The following is a 16,660-nucleotide window of genomic DNA, read 5'->3' as shown; positions in this document are numbered from 1 at the left end:
CTAGTCCTCCGCGGCCTTGAACTTGTTCAGCCCGCTCATCGCGAAGGGAGCGACCAGCGCGATGAAGGCGATGCCGAGCAAGGTCGCGGAGATCGGGTTCTCGAGCAGGATCATCGGGTCGCCGAGGCTGATCTGCAGGGCGCGCCGCAGCTGCGCTTCTGCCATCGGTCCGAGGATCAAGCCGACGACCATGGGTGCGACCGGGTAATCGTAGCGCCGCATCAGATAGCCGAGATAGCCGAAGCCGAACAGCATGCCGAGTTCGACCGGGGAGGGGTTGACCGCGAGCGTGCCCATGGTCGCGAAGACCAGGATGCCGGCATAGAGCCAGGGCTGCGGGATCGCCAGCAATCGCACCCAGAGCCCGATCAGCGGCAGGTTCAGGATCACCAGCATGACGTTGGCGATGAAGAGCGAGGCGATCAGGCCCCAGACCAGGTCCGGCTTTTCGGCGAACAGCAGCGGGCCGGGGTTGAGCCCGTATTGCTGGAAGCCGGCGAGCATGATCGCGGCGGTCGCCGAGGTCGGCAGGCCGAGCGTCAGCAGCGGCACCAGCGTGCCGGCAGCCGAGGCATTGTTGGCCGCCTCAGGTCCGGCGACGCCTTCGATCGCGCCCTTGCCGAACTCTTCGGGATATTTGCAGAGCTTCTTCTCGGTCGAGTAGCTCAGGAAGGTCGGCACCTCGGCGCCGCCCGCCGGCAGCGCGCCGATCGGGAAGCCGAACGCCGTGCCACGCAGCCAGGGCGCCCAGGAGCGCTTCCAGTCCTGCTTGTTCATCCAGAGCGAGCCCTTGATCGGGATGATCTCCTCCGGTTCGCGCCAGCGCTTGGAGGCGACGTAGAGTGCCTCGCCTACGGCAAAGAGGCCGACCGCCAATGTCGTCACCTCGACGCCGTTGAGCAGCTCGGGCACGCCGAAGGTCAGGCGCGCCTGGCCGGTCAGCTTGTCGATGCCGATCAGGCCGAGCAGCATGCCGAGGAACAGGCTGGTCAGGCCGCGCAGGGGGGAATCGCCGAAGGTCGCCGACACCGTGACGAAGGCGACGATCATCAGCGCGAAATAGTCCCACGGCCCGAACTTGACCGCGAGCTCGACCAGCCAGGGCGCCAGGAAGGCGAGGCCGATCGTGGCGATCAGGCCGGCGACGAAGGAGCCGATCGCCGCCGTCGCCAGCGCCGGCCCGCCACGGCCGGCCTTGGCCATCTTCGAGCCTTCGAGCGCGGTCGCGAGCGAGGCGCTTTCGCCCGGAGCGTTGAGCAGGATGGCGGTGGTCGAGCCGCCATACATGCCGCCATAATAGATGCCGGCGAACATGATCAGCGAGCCGGCCGGGTCGAGCTTGAAGGTCACCGGCAGCAGCAGTGCCACGGTCAGCGCCGGGCCGATACCGGGCAGCACGCCGACGGCGGTGCCGAGAAAGACGCCGATCAGGCAGAACAGCAGCTTGGAGGGCTCGATGGCGACGGAGAAGCCATTGGCGAGCGAGAGAAGGGTTTCCATCTGTGCGCCTCCTCAGCTCAGCAGCGCTTCGAGCGGCCCGGTCGGTAGCGACAGGGTCAGGAGCTTGAGGAAGACGATGTAGATCACGGTGCCGAGCACCGCCCCGATGATGAGGTCGATGATCAGCGCATCGCGTCCGAAGCCGCGCGCCGTGCAGGCGAAGATGATCGCGGTGGCGATGATGAAGCCGCCGCCCAGCGCGATGCAGGCGACGAGCCCGACAAGGCCGCCGATGATCCAGAGCAGCGCCTTGCTGTCGGCCTCTTCCGGCTTCGGCAGGCCGTCCTTGAGCGCGACGATGAAATGCGCCAGCCCGAGCACGGCGAGCCCGGCGCAGACGACATACGGCATCGCGGTCGGCCCGACCCCGTAATTGGAGGTGATGGTCTGGCGCGAGGCATCGAAGGCGACGATCGCCGCTGCGGCTAGCAACAGGAGCCCGACGATAAGGGCCGGGCGGTCGATGGTGCGGGACATGGGCGCGACCGTCTGTCTGGAGCGAAGGTGACGAAGGGCGGGCGGCCTCGCGGCTGCCCGCCCTCAATTGAGGTATCAGGAGGGCCTTACTTCACCAGGCCGACATCCGTCATCACCTTGCTGACGCGGGCCGTCTCGGTCTTCAGGAAGCTGTCGAACTCGGCCGCGCCGAGATAGGCGTCGTCCCAGCCGCGGGCCTTGAGGATCTCGGTCCACTCCTTCGACTTGACCAGCTTTTCGACCGCGCCGGAGAGATCCTTCTTCTGCGCGTCGCTGAGGCCCGGAGGAGCGACGACCGAGCGCCAGTTCAGGAGCTCGAGATTGACGCCGCCTTCCTTCAGGGTCGGAGCATCCGGAGCGTTCTCCAGGCGCTTGCTGGCGCTGACGCCGATCACGCGCAGCTTGCCGGCCTTGATCTGGCCCTCGAACTCGCCATAGCCGGAGATGCCGGCGGTGACGCGGCCGCCGAGCATGGCCGCGAGTGCTTCGCCGCCGCCCGAGAACGGGATGTAGTTGATCTTCTTCGGGTCGCCGCCGGCGGCTTCCGCGAAGAGGGCGGCAAGGATGTGGTCGGCGCCGCCGGCCGAGCCGCCGGCCCAGGTCACCTTGGCCGGGTCGGCCTTGACGCGGTCGGCGAGGTCCTTGGCATTCTTGATCGGCGAATCCGTCGGCACGACGATGACCAGCGCCTCGGCGGTCAGCCGGGCGATCGGCGTGACCTGCGTCAGGTTCACCGGCGACTTGTTGAGCAGGATGGCGCCGACCATGACGAAGCCGTTGACCATCAGCTGGTGACCGTCGCCCTTGGCGCCGATCAGCTGGGCGAGCCCGATCGTGCCGCCGGCGCCGGTGACGTTGGTCACCTGGACGCTCTTGGCGATGCCGGCAGCCGTCAGCGCCTGCTGCATCGAGCGCGCCGTGCCATCCCAGCCGCCACCCGGCGCTGCCGGAGCCATGATCTTGAGTTCCATCTGGGCGAAGGCGGCCGTGGTCAGGCCGGCGAGGGCGACGGCGGCCACGGCCCCGCGCTTGAAGAAGGACGTGAGCATAGTTACCTCCCAAATGGCGCGTTTGACGCGCCGATTGTCGACGCTCGCCTGTGGCACCGCATCGGACCGCGGATCAATTGCGCCTGATTGCATAATCACAAGTCAAGATGTTTCGCTTGAGTGGCCAGAGAGCGCACGAAAATTCGACAGATGACCGCCGCGAACATCGTCAAAGGTCGTAGACCGCTCCCGCGCATGCCGTTTGGCTGGTTCCGGTCTCCGCGCAGGAGCGGGCTCACATCTGCGGAACATGCTCTAGGCGCGGCATGTCCCATCGCGTAAGCCCCAGCGCATGAGTCAGACCTCTCCGTCAGCCCATTCGGATGCTTCGCCGTCATATGCGGAGCCGGCGGCAAGCCGAGCCCTTCGCGTCGCCGGGGGCGTCTGTCTCGTGCTGCTGCCGCTCGCCACGTGGCTGGCGAACCGCTCCGCCCCCCTGATGCTCGGCCTCGCTGCGGCCGCCTTCCTCGGCGCGGCGCTTCTGTCCGAGCCGGCGGGGGCGAGCATCGCGCGCCTGCGCCGGCTGCTGACGGCGCCAGTGGCACTGGCAATCATTGCCTTTCTGGCCTGGGCGCTGGTCTCGATCGGCTGGAGCCACAGGCCGTCCATGTCCCTGCAGGCGTGGGCCGAGCTGGTCCTGCCGATCGCATTTGCGCTCGCCATCGCAGCATCCGGGCAATGGCAGCGGAGCCCGATTCTGCTGCGCGCGCTGGCCGCGGCGATCATCGTCGCAGCCGTGCTGGTGATGATCGAGCTCGCCTCGGGGCTGTCGCAGCGCGCCGCGCTCGGCACCGGAAAGATGATGGCTTTCGTCTTCAATCGCCCGGCCATCGTCCTGCTGCTGCTCGCCGTGCCGGCCGTCCACGCACTCTGGTCCCGCCCTGCAGGCTGGTTTGACCGCGTCCTGGCCGCCTTGCTGGCGGCTGTCGTCATCGTCTTCGTGTTTCGCTCGGAGAGCGAGGCAGCCAAGCTCGGCGTCCTGATTCTGGTCCCATGCTGGGCCCTGGCGGCTCTCGCGCCGCGCATCGCGCTCGCGGCGACCGCACTCGCCTTCGTCCTGACCATGGCGATCGCGCCGCTGCTTGGTCCGATGGCTGAAAAGCTGGTGCCATCCTTCGTGCTCAACCGCCTCGATGTCATGAGCGCCCAGGCGCGGATCGATATCTGGGACAGCTTCGGTGAGGTGGCACGGGCCCGGCCGGTCGCCGGCGCTGGCTTCGGCACCTCTGCGGCGATGCATGAGCATGCGGTGGCTGCCGAGGTTTCGACGGAGCACAGGACGCTGCTGGGCGTGGGCCATCCGCATGACATGCCGCTGCAGGCCTGGGCCGAGACCGGCGCGATCGGCGCCGGTCTGCTGACGCTCGCCGGGTTGCTGCTGCTTTCGCGGCTGCGGCACCTGCCGGCTGCGGAGCTGGCGCCGCGCCTCGCTTTGTTCGCCGCCGCCTTCTCCATCGCCACGGTTGGGCACGGTGCCTGGCAGGGCTGGTGGATCGCCGGCCTCGGTGCCGCCATTCTCTGGTTCGGGACAGATGCCGCCTCGCGGCAGGGAGACAGCCATGGCTGAGTTCGACGTCGATCTCTTCGTCATCGGTGCCGGATCGGGCGGCACGCGCGCCGCCCGCATCGCCGCCGGCCACGGCGCCAGGGTGATGATCGCCGAGGAGGACCGCATCGGCGGCACCTGCGTCATCCGCGGCTGCGTGCCGAAGAAGCTCTTCGTCTATGCCAGCCGCTTCGCCGACGAGTTCGAGGATGCCGCCGGCTTCGGCTGGAATATCGGCAAGCCGGAGTTCGACTGGCCGACCTTGCGCGATGCCGTGGCAAAGGAGGTGACGCGTCTCTCCGGCCTCTATCGCAAGGGCCTCGACGGCGCCGGCGTCGACATCCGCGAGGAGCGCGCGGTCGTCACCGGGCCGCATGAGGTCAAGCTGCAGAAGAGCGGGCAGACGATCCGCGCCCGCCACATCCTGGTCGCGACCGGCGGCCATCCTGCCTTCGAGCCGCCGATCCCCGGCGGCGAGCTCGGCATCTCCTCCAACGAGGTTTTCCATCTGCCGAGCCTGCCGAAGCGCATGCTCGTCGTTGGCGGCGGCTATATCGCGCTCGAATTCGCCAGCGTCTTCGCCCGCCTCGGCGTCGCCGTCACGCTGCTGCACCGTGGTGACAACGTCCTGCGCGGCTTCGACGAGGATTTGCGTACCCGCCTGCGTGATGCGCTCGGCCATGCCGGCATCACCTTGCGTCTCGGCTGCACGGTCGATCGCATCGAACTCTTGCCGGACGGCACGCGCCGGGCCCATTGCGCCCAAGGCGCGCCGATCGATGCCGACGTCGTTCTCGTCGCGACAGGCCGCCGCCCGAATACCGCTGGGCTCGGCCTCGAGACGGCCGGCGTCAAGCTCGGCCCGGCCGGCCAGGTCCTGGTCGATGCCGGCTCGCTCTCCAATGTCCCGTCGATCGCCGCGGTCGGCGACGTCACCGATCGCGTCAACCTGACTCCCGTCGCGATCCGCGAGGGCCACGCCTTCGCCGACTCGGCTTTCGGCGGCAAGTCGTGGACGGTCGACCACACGCTCGTCGCCTCCGCCGTGTTCACCACGCCGGAACTCGGCACCGTCGGTCTCACCGAGCAGCAGGCGCTCGCGACCGGCCGGCCGCTGCGCATCTTCGAGACCGGTTTCCGGCCGATGAAGGCGACGATCTCGGGCCGGGACGAGCGCATCTACATGAAGCTGATCGTCGATGCCGAAACCGATCGGGTGATCGGCGTCCACATCCTCGGCCATGACGCCGGCGAGATCATTCAGTCGGTCGCCATCGCCGTCACCATGGGAGCGACCAAGGCCGATTTCGACCGCACCATCGCCCTGCATCCGAGCGCGGCCGAGGAACTCGTCACCATGCGCATGCCGCGCAAGAGCGCGCAGTAGCGCCTCGGGCGGTCCTGAAGGAAGCCGGGCGGATTACCTCTTCTAGGGTGTGCTTCGACTTATCGACGCGGTGCCGGCCGAGTCCCGGCCGTGCTATCCATGCGGAGACGTTCCAGTCCATCGCCGGCTACTCTGGAGAGTGCCATGGACGACAGGTCCCGCGCTGCTTCGACCCTCGCGCCGCCCGCGACTGCCCAGGAGCCTCCCCCGCATGTGGCCCTCATCCAGATAGCGACCGCCGCCTGGGTCTCGCGCCTGATTTGTGCGGCGGCGAGGCTGGGGCTGGCCGATCACCTTGCCGCCGGCCCTCGCAGCGCCGCCGAGCTGGCCGGTCCGCTTGGGCTCCATGCGCTCTCGCTCCACCGCTTCATGCGCTGCCTCGCCAGCCTGGGTCTCCTCGCCGAGCAGGCCGGGCAGCGCTTTGCCCTGACCGCGCTGGGGGAGGCGCTGAAGACGGGCGCGCCCGGTTCGGCGCGAGCCACCATCCTCACTGCCGGCAGCCCCTGGTTCGCGGGAGCCCTCGACGAAATCATCTATTCGCTGCAGACCGGCGAGACGGCGTTCGAGAAGATGCACGGCATGCCGGTCTTCGATTATCTCGGCCGGCATCCGGACGCGGCTTCGCTGTTCAGCGAGATGATGGTCGGTTTCCATGGCCAGGAGCCACCGGCTGTCGCGGAGGCCTATGATTTCTCGGCTCTCGGCACCGTCGTGGACGTGGGCGGCGCCACCGGCAACCTGCTTGCGGCGATCCTGGCGCGGCATGAGGGGCCGCGCGGCATCCTGTTCGACCGGCCTCATGTGGTGGCCGACGCACCGGCCCTGCTGGCGGCACGGCGCGTCGAGGCGCGCGTGGCGATCGAGGCCGGCGACTTCTTCGAGACGGTTCCCCCCGGCGGCGACGCCTATGTGCTGTCGCACGTCATCCATGACTGGAGCGAGGAGCAGTGTCTTACGATCCTCGGCCATGTCCGCAAGGCCATGCGACCGGACGGGCGGCTCCTGCTGGTGGAGATGGTGCTGCCCGCCGGCGACACGCCCCATCCCGGCAAGGTGCTCGACATGGTGATGCTGGCGCTCCCCGGCGGCCAGGAGCGGACGGAGGAGGAATATCGCCTGCTCCTCGCCAAGGCCGGCTTCCGCCTGACGCGGGTGATCCCCACCAACTCCGATGTGAGCATCGTCGAAGCGGTGCCGGGAGCATGAGCAGAGGGGCCTTGCCGCGATCGGCCATCGCCATCGGAACGCTGCGCTCCGGCAGGCGTCAGGGCTCGCGGTCCGCGCGGCGGCTGTCATAGATCAGGCTTGCATCGTTGAGCCCGACATCGCGCGCCATGTGAGGAGTCAGTCCCTCCTGGTCGAGCCGGTCGTCGAGCGCGACCAGGCGGTTGCGCTGGAATCGGCGGATGCGAGCCAGTGCTGTTTTCAGTATTGGCATAAGGCTGACATATCTATTGCTTGTGCAGATTTCGGCCGACATGATGCGGCTCCCGAGCGGTTTGGTTGCGCTCAGAGATGCCGATGAACCGGGCTGCGGACAAACTGGATTCCACGCCTCTTATATAAGGCCAGCTGATGAGTGACCTGGCGACAGGCCTGCCACCGCTGAGCGCGGTCCGTGCCTTCGAGGCGGCGGCGCGGCATGGCAGCTTCACCCGGGCTGCGGCCGAACTCGGCATGACGCAGGCGGCGGTCAGCTATCAGATCAAGCTGCTGGAGGAGCGGCTCGGCTTGCCATTGTTCCAGCGCCAGGCGCGCCGCGTCATCCTGACCGAGGCGGGCGAGCGCCTGGCGTCGTCGGTGATGGATTCCTTCGACGGGTTGCGCGCCGCCTTCGCCGCGGTGACGCAGACGGCCGAGGGCGTGCTCTCGATCCAGGCGCTGCCGACCATCGCCTCGAACTGGCTGGTGCCGCGTCTCGGCCTGTTCCAGTGCGAGAATCCGGGGCTGGCGGTGCGGATGGTCACGCAGGTCGGCCCGCACGATCCGCAGCGCGACGATTGCGATGTCGCCATCCACCGTGGCGGCGGGCAATGGCCGGGGCTGGAGGCGCATTGGCTGATGAAGAGCGAGTTCACGCCGCTGTGCGGCCCGAACCTGTTCCGCGATCTCGGCCGCCGGCCGCAGCCTGCCGACCTGCTGCGTGTGAACCGCATCGGCAAGACCGAAGCCTGGGATCGCTGGTTCGCCGCCGCCGGGGTCAATTCCGAAGCCACGCCGGTGGAGCCACGCTTCGACCTCGCCGTGCAGCAGCTCGAAGTCACGGCCGCGCTCGCCAGCAACGGCGCGGCCATGTGCTCGCCGATCTTCTTTCGGCGCGAGCTCAATGAAGGGCTGCTGATCCAGCCCTTCGACCTGATGCTCGGGGGCGGCAACGATTACTGGCTGACCTACCCGGTGCGGCGCCGGACCGCGCGCAAGATCAGCCTGTTCCGCGACTGGCTGCTGGAGCAGGCGCGCGAGCCCGCACCTATTTCGTCAGACCCTTCTTCGCCAGCCAGTCCTGGATCAGCTGAGCGACGGCCAGATTATTCTTGTCCAGCATGATCATGTGCGAATTGCCCTTGATCCCGACGGCGGGCAGGTTGACGACGTCGACCGAGCCGCCGGCGGCGGTGATCTTGTCGCCGAAATCGGTCGCGGTCTTGCGGATCGTCGGCCAGCGCGCGTCCTGCTCGATATAGTCGCCGAACACCATCAGGACGGGGATGTCCTTCAGCGCCGCCGCCTTGGCCGGGTCGCCGATGCCGGCCGGCTCGACCGCGATCAGCGCCTTGACCTTGTCGGGCCGCGCCTGAGCCACCTTGAAGCCGAACTGGCCTGACTGGCTGTGGAACGAGATCACGCAGGGGCAGACCTTGTCGACCTCGGCGATATAGGCGTCGATGATCATCTGGTCGGTCGAGGTCCAGCGCGGCACGATCTGCTTGACGAAGTTGTCGTAGCCCTCGGCCGGGAACTCGCTGCCCGGCAGGTATTTGCGCTTGGTCGGGTCGCCGTCATAGCCGCCGCTCGCGCCGATGCGGAAGCGCTCGAACGGGTTCGCGGTGGTCAGGAACAGCGGCTCGCCGGGGATGACGTCGGGATACATCGCCCAGCCCGAGCGCCCGCGCTCGACCGCATCGGAATTATAGACTGACCAGCCCTTGCGCAGGAAGAATTCGAGCCAGCCCTGGCGTCCGTCCGGCGTCGTCTCGTAATTGACGCCGGTCATGCCGCCGCCATGCCAGAGCAGCAGCGGGACGGAGCCGCGCTCGCTCTGCGGCAGGAAATACTGAACGTACATCTGCCCGGTCTGGTAGGTGCCGTTCGGGTCGACGCGGGCGGGCGTGCCACCAGGGGTGAACACCACCTCCTTCACCGGCCGGCCCGAGATCTCGACCAGCTTGCCGCCGACATGGAAGGAGCCCATCCCACGCAAGGAGATCGGTTCCTGCGCCTGCTGGGCCTGCGCCGCACCAAAGCTGCAGGCGATGCCGAAAGCGGCCGCCAGAACGTGACGTCTCATGGTTCCTCCCGTCGCCGCGATGGGCGTTATCGATACACGGCCATCTTCGGCCGCGTCGCACGGGGGAGACAATGGTCTTTGCCGGCAGGTGTGAAATGCAAATGCCGGAGCGATTGATGCAAGCAGCGTATCAAACTGCGCTCTGCCTCAACCCGCCTTGCCGAGATAGGCGGTCGCGTCGATCTCGACGAGGCAATCGGGCGAGCCCAGCCCGTTGACGATGCAGGAGACCCGGTGCGGCGGCTCCTGCGCGAAATTGGCGAAATAGACCTCGTTCATCGGCTCCCAATAGGCCCGGTCGGTGACGTAGACCGTGCACTTGACGATATCCGTCAGGCTTGCCCCGGCCTCCTCGAGCAGCGCCCTGATGTTGTCGATGCATTGCTGGGTCTGCCGCTTCGCATCGCCGATCGCATATTTCCCCTGCAGGTCGGCGCCGACGCAGCAGACGAACATGAAGTCGCCGGCGATCGTCGCCTGGGCGAAGGGCAGCCGGCTCTTGTAGACGCGATCGGAGGAAACGCTGCGCTTGGGCATGAGGTCGTCCTGTTCCGGCGGATCTGGTTGAATCAGGATCCGAACCTGTTGAATCGGTCTCTCAGGCGCCTGAATCGGAGAGGCAGGGGAGCACGCCAACCACCTGATTTGATTCAAGCTTTCCTGTCTCGGCAGGAGGCGCGGCATGCTGCCCTTGCCGTAACGGTGGCCAGCAGCCATCTGCGGGTGTATAGGCCCCCCTTCGCGCCAAGATGAGGTTAACGCAGGCGCGATGCGTGAAATCAGGAGCAAGACCCATGTCCGAGCGGTGGACGCCCGACAGCTGGAGGGCAAAGCCCGTCCAGCAGATGCCGGAATATCCGGATCAGGCAGCCTTGAAGGCGGTTGAGCAGCAGCTCGCCGGCTTTCCGCCGCTGGTTTTTGCAGGCGAGGCGCGCAAGCTCAAACGGGCGTTGGGCAAGGTCGCGGCCGGCGAGGCCTTCCTGCTTCAGGGTGGTGACTGCGCGGAGAGCTTCGCCGAGCATTCGGCCGACAATATCCGCGACTTCTTCCGGCTGTTCCTGCAGATGGCGGTGGTGCTGACCTTCGCCGGCGGCTCGCCGGTGGTGAAGGTCGGCCGTATCGCCGGCCAGTTCGCCAAGCCGCGCTCGGCGCCGAACGAGAAGATCGGCGATGTCGAATTGCCGAGCTACAAGGGCGACATCATCAACGATAACGAGTTCACGGCGGAGTCGCGGATTCCGGACCCGCGCCGGCAGCTCGAGGCCTACAGGCAGTCGGCGGCGACGCTCAACCTGATCCGTGCCTTCGCGACCGGCGGTTACGCCAATCTCGACAACGCGCATCGCTGGATGCTCGGCTTCGTCAAGGACAGCCCGCAGTCGCATCGCTACCAGGAGCTGGGCGACCGCATCACCGAGTCGCTCGACTTCATGCGGGCCATCGGCGTCGATCCCGAGACGCATCCCGAGATGCGTACGACGGATTTCTACACCAGCCACGAGGCGCTGCTGCTCGGCTACGAGCAGGCGATGACGCGCACCGACTCGACCACCGGCGACTGGTACGCCACCTCCGGCCATATGGTCTGGATCGGTGACCGGACCCGCCAGCTCGACCATGCCCATGTCGAGTATTTCCGCGGCATCAAGAACCCGATCGGCCTGAAATGCGGTCCGTCCCTGAAGCCGGACGAGCTGCTCAAGCTGATCGATGCGCTCGATCCGCAGAACCAGGCCGGCCGGCTCGTCCTGATCGGCCGCTTCGGCGCCGACAAGGTCTTCGACCACCTGCCGGCGCTGGTGCGCGCCACCAAGCGGGAAGGGCGTAACGTCGTCTGGTCGTGCGATCCGATGCACGGCAATACCGTCAAGGCGGCGAGCGGCTACAAGACCCGGCCGTTCGACCTGATCCTGACCGAGGTGAAGAACTTCTTCGCCGTGCATCAGGCCGAAGGCACGCATGCAGGCGGCCTGCATCTCGAGATGACCGGCAAGAACGTCACCGAGTGCACCGGCGGCGCCCGCGGCATGACCGATGCCGATCTCAACGACCGCTACCATACGGTCTGCGATCCGCGCCTCAACGCCGAGCAGGCGCTGGAGCTCGCCTTCCTCGTCGCCGAGCTGGTCAAGCGCGAGCGCTCCGGCCGCGCCCGGCCTGAGGTCGAAGCGGCCGAGTAACCGTTACAGTGGCGGGCCGGCTTCATCGGCCCGTCACCTTGACCACCTAACCCCCCGCCTCCCATGGTCGATGCCGAGAACGGCTGAAGCCGACGAAGGCGGGTATACGGTGATGAAACTCAAATTTGCAGCCGTTCTGGCCGCCTGTCTGGTCGCGGCTCCGGCGTTGGCGCAGGACGCCGCCAAGAAGCCGGCGGCCCCGAGCGGGCGCTTCGTCGAGATCGCGCGCTTCAAGGCTCCCTCCGCTCGCCAGGCCGCGGCGGTGGATGCTGCCCATGTCTACGCGATCACAGACCGCGCCATCGCCAAGCACGACAAGGCGACCGGTGCGCTGGTGAAGGAGTGGAAGGGGGCCGAGGACGGCCCGATCATCCATCTCGACAGCGGTGCGGTGGTCGATGGCAAGCTCTACGCCGCCCATTCCAACTACCCGGCCTCGCCGATGACCAGCTCGGTCGAGATCTGGGATGCCCAGACGCTCGAGCATGTCGGCTCGCACAGCTTCGGCATCCTGCTGGGCTCGCTGACCTGGCTCGACAGGCATGACGGCGCCTGGTGGGGCGTCTTCGCCAATTACAGCCGCGTCTTCGGCCAGAGCCAGCAGCCCTATGGCAATTCCTACTGGACGACGCTGGTCAAGTTCGACGAGGCCTGGAAGCCGGTGCAGGGCTGGACCTTTCCCGCCGCCGTGATCAAGCGGGCCGAGCCGATGAGCATGTCTGGCGGCAGCTGGGGCAAGGATGGCCTGCTCTACGCCACCGGTCACGATCACAAGGAGGTCTATGCCCTGCGCCTGCCGAAGATGGGCTCGGTGCTGGAGCTGGTCGCGACCTATCCGATCGAGGGCGAAGGCCAGGGTATCGCCTGGGATCGCAGCGGCGGTGCGGACACGCTGTGGATGATCAGCCGGGCAAAATCGGAGCTGATCGGCCAGCGCTTCGAGCGCTGACCGATAGGAGGCAGATCAGAACTTCAGCGCAGCGGCGACACGGCCGGTGTTGATCGTCGTCGTCGTGCCTTCGATCTCCGCGAAGCGGATGATCTGGTATTCGGCGCGCAGGAAGAGATTGTCGGTCAGGGCCCAGTCGACGCCGACGCCGGCGCTGAGGCCGAAGGCGTAGGTGTTCTTGCGCACCGTGCCGACCTGGAGCGGGTAGCCGTTCGCTTGCCTGCGGGTTTCCGTGGGCTGGCCGGCATTGGTGACGATCAATGCATCGGCATCGATCGTCGAGGTCGTGTTGAAGCGGCCGAGCGCCGCGCCGATCGTGCCGAAGGGCATGATCCGGCCGTAGGCCCAGCCCATGCGCAGGCGCAGGGTCGCGTAATCGTCGAGCTTGGCTGCCTGGTTGGTCGTCATCGACCAGTCGTAGACATTGCCGTTCGACAGCGGGCTGCGGCGGGCGATGTAGTCGGTGATGCGGTAATTGTGGCCTGAACGGGTGTAGTCCGCCTCCACGCCGAGCACGACATCGTCGAACAGGTAGTTGTAGCCGACGATGCCGAAGAACTGCGTGCCGCTATCGCGCTTGTCCGGCAGGTCGTTGATGAACGAGCCCATGTCGCGTTCGGCCGCCAGGTCGGTGTTGCGGAAGGCGGAATTCGCCAGATCGCGCAAGCCTTCGCCCGGTTTGAACTTGGTTTCGTTGATGCCGGCGCCACCGCCGATATAGAAGCCGGACCAGTCGAAGCGTCCACCGCCGAACATCGGCGGCGGCTCGACCGGCTGCTCGATCTGCGATCCGCGCAGGTAATCGGCACCTTGCGCCGCCTGTGGCAGCGCCAGCGTGCAGGCCATCGCAACGACTGGGGCGAGGGCGGCGATAGATGCAGCACGCATCGCGTGTCTCTCCGGGCAGGGGCGGACGCATGGTTACGCCGGCCCGGAGATGATTCATGCGCAGTTAACCCTAATGTCGGGTTAATGGATTGCCGATCCGATCATCCTCGCTCAGACATCCGCCCGCGGTCGGTCCATGCGATTCCCGGCTGTGAGGAGAGGGCGGATGATCCGGCACATCGTGTTCTTCACGGCCAGGCGGGCCGAGGATCTCGACAGGATCCGGCGCCTGCTCGGCCGGCTCGGCGACATCCCGCATGCGCTCGCCTTCGAGGTCGCCGCCAACGCCAGGATCGATCCGATCGGCAACGAGATCGACATCGTCGTCTATGGCGAGTTCGCCGACGAGGCCGCGCTCGCCGCCTGGAAGGCGCATCCGATCTATGACGAGACGACGCAGGCGGTGCGGCCGTTGCGCGAATTGCGCTATTCGGCCGATTTCCGTTCGGCGCTTGCCTGACTGGTCTTGCGAAAACGCAGGGGCGGGCAGGACGCCGGCCCGTTGCTGACGCACCGGTCGCAAGCTACATCCGGATCATGACCGCGACTTCGCTCCGCCTGGCGCTTGCCCAGCTCAACCCGATCGTCGGCGACGTCGCCGGCAATGCCGAGAAGGTGCGCGCCGCCCGCCGCGAAGCGGCGGCCGGTGGCGCCGAGCTCGTCATGTTCCCGGAGCTCTTCCTCTCGGCCTATCCGCCTGAGGACCTGGTGCTGAAGCCGGCCTTCCAGGATGCCTGCCGCAAGGCCTGCGAGGATCTCGCCCGCGAGACCGCCGATGGCGGCCCGGCCGTGCTCGTCGGCCTGCCCTGGCTCGAGGATGGCAAGCTCTACAACGCCTATGCCCTGCTCGACGGCGGCCTGATCCAGTCGGTGCGCTTCAAGGTCGATCTGCCCAATTACGGTGTCTTCGACGAGAAGCGCGTGTTCGAGCCAGGGCCGCTGCCCGGCCCGGTCGTCTTCCGCAACCATGTCCGCCTGGGCGTGCCGGTCTGCGAGGACATCTGGGGCGAGGAGGTCGTCGAGTGCATCGCCGAGACCGGCGGCGAGATTCTGCTGGTCCCGAACGGCTCGCCCTTCCGCCGCGGCGTCATCGAGGAGCGGCTCAACGTCGCCGTCGCCCGCGTCGTCGAGAGTGGCCTGCCGATGGTCTATCTCAACCAGCTCGGTGGCCAGGACGAACTCGTCTTCGAGGGCGCTTCCTTCGTCCTCAACGCCGACCGCAGCTTCGCCCATCAATTGCCGGCCTTCCGCGAGGCGATCGCGATCACGCACTGGGAGCGCGGGCCCGATGGCTGGCGCTGCCTGCCGGGCGAGGTCGCTCCGATCGAGAGCGGCGACGAGGCGGACTATGCCGCCTGCGTGCTGGGCTTACGCGACTATGTCGAGAAGAACCGCTTTCCCGGCGTCGTACTCGGCCTTTCCGGCGGCATCGATTCCGCCATCTGCGCCGCCATGGCGGTCGATGCGCTGGGCGCCGAGCGCGTCCGCTGCGTGATGATGCCCTATCGCTTCACCTCGCAGGAGAGCCTCGACGACGCGAAGACATGCGCCGATGCGCTCGGTGTGCGCTACGAGATCGTGCCGATCGCCGATCCGGTCGAGGGCTTCGAGGCGGCATTGGCCGAGCTCTTCGCCGGCACCAATCGCGGTATCACCGAGGAGAACCTGCAGAGCCGCGTGCGCGGCACGCTGCTGATGTCGATCTCGAACAAGTTCGGGCCGATGGTGGTGACGACCGGCAACAAGTCGGAGATGTCCTGCGGCTACGCCACGCTCTATGGCGACATGAACGGCGGCTACAATCCGATCAAGGACCTCTACAAGACCGAGGTCTTCAGGCTCTCGGCCCTGCGCAACCGCTGGAAGCCGGCGGGCGCGCTCGGGCCGGATGGCGAGGTGATCCCTGAGAACATCATCGTCAAGCCACCTTCGGCGGAATTGCGCGAGAACCAGAAGGATCAGGACTCGCTGCCGCCCTATGAGGTGCTCGACGACATCCTCGCCTGCCTGATCGAGCACGAGATGCGCCTCGCCGACATCGTCGCCCGCGGCCACGATCTGGAGACGGTGCAGAAGGTCGAGCGGCTGCTCTATCTCGCCGAATACAAGCGCCGGCAGGCGGCGCCGGGCGTCAAGGTCACCCGCAAGAATTTCGGCCGCGACCGGCGCTATCCGATCGTCAACCGCTTCCGCGATTCCGGCGAGCCGGCGCACGAGCCGGACCGCTCGCTGGTCAAGGGCGTCGGCAAGGCCGGCGGCGAGAGCTTCGATTTCTAGAGCCAGAAGCCGCCGATCTGGTTGGCGTTCGGATTGGCGAGGCAGGCGGTCATCCGGTCGAGCCAGATGCGCTGGTATTTGGCGTTGAGCCCGTGCTGGGTGTCGATGTCGTAGCGCCGCTGGATCAGGGCGACGCGGCGCCTGATGTGCAGGTCGACGAGGCCGTTCAGCTTCGCGATCAGCCCGGCCAGCGTCGGGGCACGGGCGATGGTGATCTGGTGCGCCAATGTCCGGCAGACGACGAAGCCGACATCGTAGTGGAACTGCTCATGCGCCAGCAGGGCAGGGGTCAATGTTGCGCCGATCCGCACCTTGGCATCGGGGTCGACGAAGATGAAATTGGGCACGCCCATGGCGTAGTCGGTGCCGACCATGCGGGCTCCGCGGTCCGGCATGTCGAAGCGGAAGGCGGTGTAGGCGTCCTGCACTGTGCCGTCGGCCGGGTCCATCACCACCGGCAATTGCACGAAATCGCCGACCTTGAGCTTTTCGGGCGCACGCACGCAGCTCACGACCACACCGGCCGGTGCCGGGTTGTTGGCCATGTGCTGGAAGGTCTTGCCACCCGGGTCGACCCGCGAATCCGGGCTCGGCATCTTCAGGAAGACCTGCTGGTAGCGCTTGATCCCGCCTCTGGTCAGCGGCCCGCAATCGCCGTCGACCTCGAGCAGGTCGATGCCGAGCGCCGTCGTATGTGGATTGATCATCGCCTGGATCAGGCGCGTATCCGGAGCCGTGTTCTTGCCGCCGAGCCCGACTGAAGCCGTGATGCTCATCCTCGCCTCCCAGCGCAGAGATCGACATCCCCGTCCCGTCTAACCTTGCGTCAATCAGACCGGTTGTCGATCTCCTTTCGACAGGGCTGCACCATGCCCTTGCCCTCGCGCCGTTCCCGCGCG

At 67.1% G+C, this 16,660-nt stretch carries 16 protein-coding genes; 8 read left to right on the top strand and 8 right to left on the bottom strand.

Going from position 1 to position 16,660, the window contains the following annotated elements; translation table 11 throughout:
- The 3 genes from ACWIGM_RS08670 to ACWIGM_RS08660 all read right to left on the bottom strand — a co-directional run bounded on the left by ACWIGM_RS08670 (position 1) and on the right by ACWIGM_RS08660 (position 3,026).
- Positions 1-1,500, bottom strand: coding sequence for a tripartite tricarboxylate transporter permease (locus ACWIGM_RS08670; RefSeq protein ID WP_454025534.1), 1,500 nt, complete (start codon positions 1,498-1,500; stop codon positions 1-3).
- Positions 1,501-1,512: 12 nt separating this feature from the next.
- Positions 1,513-1,977 carry a tripartite tricarboxylate transporter TctB family protein gene (locus ACWIGM_RS08665; protein WP_454025533.1) on the bottom strand — a complete coding sequence of 155 codons (465 nt, stop codon included), beginning with the start codon at positions 1,975-1,977 and terminating at the stop codon, positions 1,513-1,515.
- Positions 1,978-2,063: 86 nt separating this feature from the next.
- Positions 2,064-3,026, bottom strand: a complete 963-nt coding sequence (locus ACWIGM_RS08660; protein WP_454025532.1) for a Bug family tripartite tricarboxylate transporter substrate binding protein — start codon at positions 3,024-3,026, stop codon at positions 2,064-2,066.
- A gap of 391 nt (positions 3,027-3,417) precedes the next feature.
- On the opposite strand from ACWIGM_RS08660, the gene ACWIGM_RS08655 reads away from it, so the two are divergent.
- The 3 genes from ACWIGM_RS08655 to ACWIGM_RS08645 all read left to right on the top strand — a co-directional run bounded on the left by ACWIGM_RS08655 (position 3,418) and on the right by ACWIGM_RS08645 (position 7,165).
- The gene (locus ACWIGM_RS08655) at positions 3,418-4,593 is read left to right on the top strand and encodes an O-antigen ligase family protein (protein ID WP_454025531.1); all 1,176 of its coding nucleotides are present in this window, start codon (positions 3,418-3,420) and stop codon (positions 4,591-4,593) included.
- A complete protein-coding gene (gene gor, locus ACWIGM_RS08650; protein WP_454025530.1) occupies positions 4,586-5,959 on the top strand; it encodes a glutathione-disulfide reductase in 1,374 nt (457 codons plus the stop codon). The genes ACWIGM_RS08655 and gor overlap by 8 nt, the downstream gene beginning before the upstream one ends.
- Positions 5,960-6,103: 144 nt before the next feature.
- Positions 6,104-7,165, top strand: a complete 1,062-nt coding sequence (locus ACWIGM_RS08645; protein WP_454025529.1) for a methyltransferase — start codon at positions 6,104-6,106, stop codon at positions 7,163-7,165.
- A gap of 58 nt (positions 7,166-7,223) precedes the next feature.
- On the opposite strand, the gene ACWIGM_RS08640 is transcribed toward ACWIGM_RS08645, so the two are convergent.
- Positions 7,224-7,439 carry a hypothetical protein gene (locus tag ACWIGM_RS08640; RefSeq protein ID WP_454025528.1) on the bottom strand — a complete coding sequence of 72 codons (216 nt, stop codon included), beginning with the start codon at positions 7,437-7,439 and terminating at the stop codon, positions 7,224-7,226.
- A gap of 95 nt (positions 7,440-7,534) precedes the next feature.
- Here ACWIGM_RS08640 and ACWIGM_RS08635 point away from each other — a divergent pair, with 95 nt between their 5' ends.
- Positions 7,535-8,506: a LysR family transcriptional regulator gene (locus tag ACWIGM_RS08635; protein WP_454025527.1), complete on the top strand. Its 972-nt coding sequence runs from the start codon at positions 7,535-7,537 to the stop codon at positions 8,504-8,506.
- On the opposite strand, the gene ACWIGM_RS08630 is transcribed toward ACWIGM_RS08635, so the two are convergent.
- Positions 8,430-9,467 carry an alpha/beta hydrolase gene (locus ACWIGM_RS08630; protein ID WP_454025526.1) on the bottom strand — a complete coding sequence of 346 codons (1,038 nt, stop codon included), beginning with the start codon at positions 9,465-9,467 and terminating at the stop codon, positions 8,430-8,432. The genes ACWIGM_RS08635 and ACWIGM_RS08630 overlap by 77 nt on opposite strands.
- A 147-nt stretch (positions 9,468-9,614) precedes the next feature.
- On the bottom strand, positions 9,615-10,004 hold the full coding sequence (locus ACWIGM_RS08625) for a RidA family protein (protein WP_454025525.1): 390 nt from the start codon (positions 10,002-10,004) through the stop codon (positions 9,615-9,617).
- A 257-nt stretch (positions 10,005-10,261) separates the two neighbouring features.
- On the opposite strand from ACWIGM_RS08625, the gene ACWIGM_RS08620 reads away from it, so the two are divergent.
- Both ACWIGM_RS08620 and ACWIGM_RS08615 read left to right on the top strand, forming a co-directional pair.
- On the top strand, positions 10,262-11,647 hold the full coding sequence (locus tag ACWIGM_RS08620) for a class II 3-deoxy-7-phosphoheptulonate synthase (protein WP_454025524.1): 1,386 nt from the start codon (positions 10,262-10,264) through the stop codon (positions 11,645-11,647).
- A gap of 112 nt (positions 11,648-11,759) precedes the next feature.
- Positions 11,760-12,596 carry a cycloisomerase gene (locus tag ACWIGM_RS08615; protein WP_454025523.1) on the top strand — a complete coding sequence of 279 codons (837 nt, stop codon included), beginning with the start codon at positions 11,760-11,762 and terminating at the stop codon, positions 12,594-12,596.
- A 15-nt stretch (positions 12,597-12,611) separates the two neighbouring features.
- On the opposite strand, the gene ACWIGM_RS08610 is transcribed toward ACWIGM_RS08615, so the two are convergent.
- Entirely contained in the window at positions 12,612-13,484 is an 873-nt protein-coding gene (locus ACWIGM_RS08610) for an outer membrane protein (RefSeq protein WP_454025522.1), read from the bottom strand.
- A 166-nt stretch (positions 13,485-13,650) separates the two neighbouring features.
- Here ACWIGM_RS08610 and ACWIGM_RS08605 point away from each other — a divergent pair, with 166 nt between their 5' ends.
- Both ACWIGM_RS08605 and ACWIGM_RS08600 read left to right on the top strand, forming a co-directional pair.
- Positions 13,651-13,944 carry a Dabb family protein gene (locus tag ACWIGM_RS08605; RefSeq protein ID WP_454025521.1) on the top strand — a complete coding sequence of 98 codons (294 nt, stop codon included), beginning with the start codon at positions 13,651-13,653 and terminating at the stop codon, positions 13,942-13,944.
- Positions 13,945-14,021: 77 nt separating this feature from the next.
- Positions 14,022-15,761 (top strand): NAD+ synthase, encoded by a 1,740-nt coding sequence (locus ACWIGM_RS08600; RefSeq protein ID WP_454025520.1) that lies wholly within the window; start codon positions 14,022-14,024, stop codon positions 15,759-15,761.
- Here ACWIGM_RS08600 and ACWIGM_RS08595 read toward each other — a convergent pair.
- Positions 15,758-16,537, bottom strand: coding sequence for a hypothetical protein (locus tag ACWIGM_RS08595; RefSeq protein ID WP_454025519.1), 780 nt, complete (start codon positions 16,535-16,537; stop codon positions 15,758-15,760). The two genes, ACWIGM_RS08600 and ACWIGM_RS08595, sit on opposite strands and share 4 nt — an antisense overlap.
- Positions 16,538-16,660: the final 123 nt, after the last annotated feature.

It is taken from the genome of Allobosea sp. NPDC055332, assembly GCF_053645455.1.
The sequence above is the reverse complement of the archived record's forward strand: the minus strand, read 5'-3'. Positions and strand labels throughout refer to the sequence as shown.

Excerpts from the sequence above, each read along its gene's own strand:
- ACWIGM_RS08630 (WP_454025526.1), bottom strand. The coding sequence starts at position 9,467 with ATGAGACGTCACGTTCTGGCGGCCGCTTTCGGCATCGCCTGCAGCTTT.
- ACWIGM_RS08625 (WP_454025525.1), bottom strand. The coding sequence starts at position 10,004 with ATGCCCAAGCGCAGCGTTTCCTCCGATCGCGTCTACAAGAGCCGGCTG.
- ACWIGM_RS08640 (WP_454025528.1), bottom strand. The coding sequence starts at position 7,439 with ATGTCGGCCGAAATCTGCACAAGCAATAGATATGTCAGCCTTATGCCA.
- ACWIGM_RS08620 (WP_454025524.1), top strand. The coding sequence starts at position 10,262 with ATGTCCGAGCGGTGGACGCCCGACAGCTGGAGGGCAAAGCCCGTCCAG.
- ACWIGM_RS08670 (WP_454025534.1), bottom strand. The coding sequence starts at position 1,500 with ATGGAAACCCTTCTCTCGCTCGCCAATGGCTTCTCCGTCGCCATCGAG.
- ACWIGM_RS08635 (WP_454025527.1), top strand. The coding sequence starts at position 7,535 with ATGAGTGACCTGGCGACAGGCCTGCCACCGCTGAGCGCGGTCCGTGCC.
- ACWIGM_RS08665 (WP_454025533.1), bottom strand. The coding sequence starts at position 1,977 with ATGTCCCGCACCATCGACCGCCCGGCCCTTATCGTCGGGCTCCTGTTG.
- ACWIGM_RS08645 (WP_454025529.1), top strand. The coding sequence starts at position 6,104 with ATGGACGACAGGTCCCGCGCTGCTTCGACCCTCGCGCCGCCCGCGACT.
- ACWIGM_RS08600 (WP_454025520.1), top strand. The coding sequence starts at position 14,022 with ATGACCGCGACTTCGCTCCGCCTGGCGCTTGCCCAGCTCAACCCGATC.
- ACWIGM_RS08595 (WP_454025519.1), bottom strand. The coding sequence starts at position 16,537 with ATGAGCATCACGGCTTCAGTCGGGCTCGGCGGCAAGAACACGGCTCCG.
- ACWIGM_RS08660 (WP_454025532.1), bottom strand. The coding sequence starts at position 3,026 with ATGCTCACGTCCTTCTTCAAGCGCGGGGCCGTGGCCGCCGTCGCCCTC.
- ACWIGM_RS08615 (WP_454025523.1), top strand. The coding sequence starts at position 11,760 with ATGAAACTCAAATTTGCAGCCGTTCTGGCCGCCTGTCTGGTCGCGGCT.
- ACWIGM_RS08610 (WP_454025522.1), bottom strand. The coding sequence starts at position 13,484 with ATGCGTGCTGCATCTATCGCCGCCCTCGCCCCAGTCGTTGCGATGGCC.
- gor (WP_454025530.1), top strand. The coding sequence starts at position 4,586 with ATGGCTGAGTTCGACGTCGATCTCTTCGTCATCGGTGCCGGATCGGGC.
- ACWIGM_RS08605 (WP_454025521.1), top strand. The coding sequence starts at position 13,651 with ATGATCCGGCACATCGTGTTCTTCACGGCCAGGCGGGCCGAGGATCTC.